This window comes from Actinomadura logoneensis (genome assembly GCF_003428695.1).
Classification (GTDB): Bacteria; Actinomycetota; Actinomycetes; order Streptosporangiales; family Streptosporangiaceae; genus Spirillospora; species Spirillospora logoneensis.
In genome coordinates this window covers 1-2,777 of record NZ_QURH01000673.1, presented here as the reverse complement: position 1 = coordinate 2,777, position 2,777 = coordinate 1, and the positions used below count along the sequence as shown (strand labels likewise).

Annotated in this window: 3 protein-coding genes; 1 reads left to right on the top strand and 2 read right to left on the bottom strand. The window is 74.7% G+C overall.

Annotated features, from left to right (window positions below; translation table 11 throughout):
* The coding region (locus DZF91_RS25460; protein ID WP_456236656.1) for a [protein-PII] uridylyltransferase family protein at nucleotides 1–1,101 on the top strand (1,101 nt) is incomplete at its 5' end.
* On the opposite strand, the gene DZF91_RS25455 is transcribed toward DZF91_RS25460, so the two are convergent.
* Both DZF91_RS25455 and DZF91_RS25450 read right to left on the bottom strand, forming a co-directional pair.
* A complete protein-coding gene (locus DZF91_RS25455) occupies nucleotides 1,086–1,865 on the bottom strand; it encodes a phosphatase PAP2 family protein (RefSeq protein ID WP_117359747.1) in 780 nt (259 codons plus the stop codon). The two genes, DZF91_RS25460 and DZF91_RS25455, sit on opposite strands and share 16 nt — an antisense overlap.
* A 12-nt stretch (nucleotides 1,866–1,877) precedes the next feature.
* The coding region (locus DZF91_RS25450) for a phosphatase PAP2 family protein (RefSeq protein ID WP_235834550.1) at nucleotides 1,878–2,777 on the bottom strand (900 nt) is incomplete at its 5' end.

Sequence of the window (2,777 nt, the reverse complement as noted above, 5' to 3'; positions counted from 1 at the left end):
GAGGCCCTGGCGGCGGTCCGGCGGCGCGCCGGGGACGGGCCGTCCGCGGAGGACGCGGTGTCGGCGGTCCGGGGCGTCCGGCGGCGGGAGCTGTTCCGCGTCTCGGCCGCCGACCTGCTCGGCCGGCTCGACCCCGTTACCGTCGGCGAGGCGCTGACCGACATCGCCGCCGTCACCCTTGGGGCCGCGCTGGAGGCCGCCGTGGACAAGATCGAGCTGGAGCGGCGCGGCCCGCTGCCGACCGCCGTCGCGATCGTCGCGATGGGCCGGTTCGGCGGCCACGAGCTCGGCTACGGCAGCGACGCCGACGTCATGTTCGTGCACGACCCGAAGCCCGGCGCGGACGAGCGGGACGCCGGGTCCGCCGCGTCCGCCGTCGTCGCGGAGCTGCGGCGGCTGCTCGCGCTGCCCGCCGCCGACCCGCCGCTGCAGATCGACCCGGACCTGCGTCCGGAGGGCAGGTCCGGCCCGCTGGTGCGGTCCCTGGCGTCCTACGCCGCCTACTACGCCCGCTGGTCGGAGCCGTGGGAGAGCCAGGCGCTGCTGCGCGCCGACCCGCTGGCCGGCGATCCGGGGCTGTGCGAGCGGTTCCGCGAGGTCATCGATCCCGTCCGGTGGCCCGAGGACGGCGTGGACGAGGACGCCGTCCGGCAGATCCGCAGGCTCAAGGCCCGGATGGAGTCCGAGCGGCTGCCGCGCGGCGCGGACCGCCGGCTCCACCTCAAGCTCGGCCCGGGCGGGCTGTCGGACGTGGAGTGGGTGGCCCAGCTCGTCCAGCTCCGGCACGCCCACGAGATCCCGGCGCTGCGCACCACCCGCACCCTCGCCGCCCTGGACGCCGCCGTCGCCGCCCGGCTGCTGGACGCGCCCGACGCGGCGGAGCTCGCCGAGGCGTGGTGCCTGGCCACCCGGATCCGGTCCGCGATCGTGCTGGTCCGGGGCCGCCCGTCCGACCTGCTGCCGACCGACCACCACCACGAGCGCAGCGCGGTCGCGCGGGTGCTCGGCTACCCGGCGGCGGGCGACCTGCTGGAGGACTACCACCGGCACGCCCGCCGCGCCCGCGGCGTCGTCGAGCGCGTCTTCTACGGCGCGGGCTGACGGGACGGGACCAGGACGCGCGCGCCGCCGAACGCCAGCGCCAGCCCGAGGGCCGAGGTGGCGGCCCCGGCCGCGGCGTCCAGCAGGTAGTGGTTGGCCGTCCCCATGATCACCATGATGGTGGCGACCGGGTACAGGACGGCGAGGGCGACCGCCCAGCGGCGGCGGGTGAGCGAGACGACCGCGGCGGCGCACCACAGCGACCAGGCGGTGTGCATGGACGGCATCGCCGCGAACTGGTTGGAGACCGAGGCGGTCGGGCCCGTGGTGTAGATGCCCCAGGTGCCGAAGCTGATCACGGTGTCGGTGAAGCCCGCCAGCATGCGCGGCGGGGCCAGCGGGTAGAGCCAGAAGCCGAGCAGGCCGACCAGGGTCAGGAAGAACAGCGCGGCGCGGAACACCCGGTACGGCCCGGGGTGGCGCCAGTACAGCCAGACCAGCACGCCGACCGTCATGACGAAGTGCATGGTCGAGTAGAAGTAGTTCGCCGGGACGGCGATCCAGGAGTTGTCGACGAACAGCCGGTTCAGCGCGTACTCGACGTCCAGGCCGCCGCGGGCCTCGGCGAGCAGCAGGTCGCGGCCGTGCCGGAGGGCGAGGGCGCGCTCGGCGGGGACGAGGTTGCGGGTGAACTCGTAGCCGAGGTAGCAGATCAGGACGATCGCGAGTTCGGTCCACAGGCGCGGTCTGGCGGACCCGGCGCCCGTCCCGCGGTACTCCGCCGGGCCCGGACCGGTGCCTCGGGAGTCCGCCGTCCTGGCCATGTCCCGAGCATGTCAGACGCGCTCCGCCGACCTGGCACCGGCCACGGTCCGAAGCCGAACCATTACCCTCGAGCGACCCGTCCGGACCGCCGATCCGGCCCGGCCGCGGGCCCGCTGGAGGACCTCCGGGGGCCGCCGGTACAGCACCCAGGACAGCGCCAGCGAGCCGACGATCAGCGAGCTCCCGATCACCGCGTCCAGGATGTAGTGGTTCGCGGTGGACAGGATCACCAGGACGGTCGTCACCGGGTAGGCCACGCCGACCGCCTTCACCCACTTCTGCGTCCCCAGCCGGACCAGGACGAACCCGCACCACAGCGACCAGCCGGCGTGCATCGACGGCATCGCCGCGTACTGGTTGGTCATCGTCCCGGCCGAGTCGCCGGAGTACAGCCCCCAGAAGTGCAGCGCGGTCACCGGGTCGACGAACCCGGCGCTGCCGAGGAAGCGCGGCGGGGCCAGCGGGTACAGCCAGAACCCGACCAGGGCCAGCCCGGTCGCGATCATGACGGCGGCGCGCAGCCACCGGTACTCCAGCGGCCGGTACCGGTACAGCCACACCACCAGGCTCAGCGTCACCACGAAGTGCATGCTCACGTAGAACAGGTTCGCGGCCTTGGCCAGGGCGGGGAGCTCCAGCAGCCACCGGTTGAGGTCGAGCTCCACGTCGATCCCGAGGGTCCGCTCCAGCGACAGGATGTCGCGCGCGTGCCGGAACGCCGGGCCCGTGCCGTCCTGGACGAGGATGATCCGGGTCAGCGTGTAGGCCGTGTAGAACAGGGCGATCAGCACGAGCTCGCGCCAGAGCGGGGGAGCGCCGGCGGTGCCGGAGAACGTGCGCACGGCGCGGAGGGCGCGGGCGAACGCGCCGGGGCGGCGGGCGGGCTGCGGGGCGGGCGCCGAGCCCTGCCG

Coding starts and splice junctions, on each gene's coding strand:
- DZF91_RS25455 (WP_117359747.1), bottom strand. CDS start 1,865: ATGGCCAGGACGGCGGACTCCCGAGGCACCGGTCCGGGCCCGGCGGAG.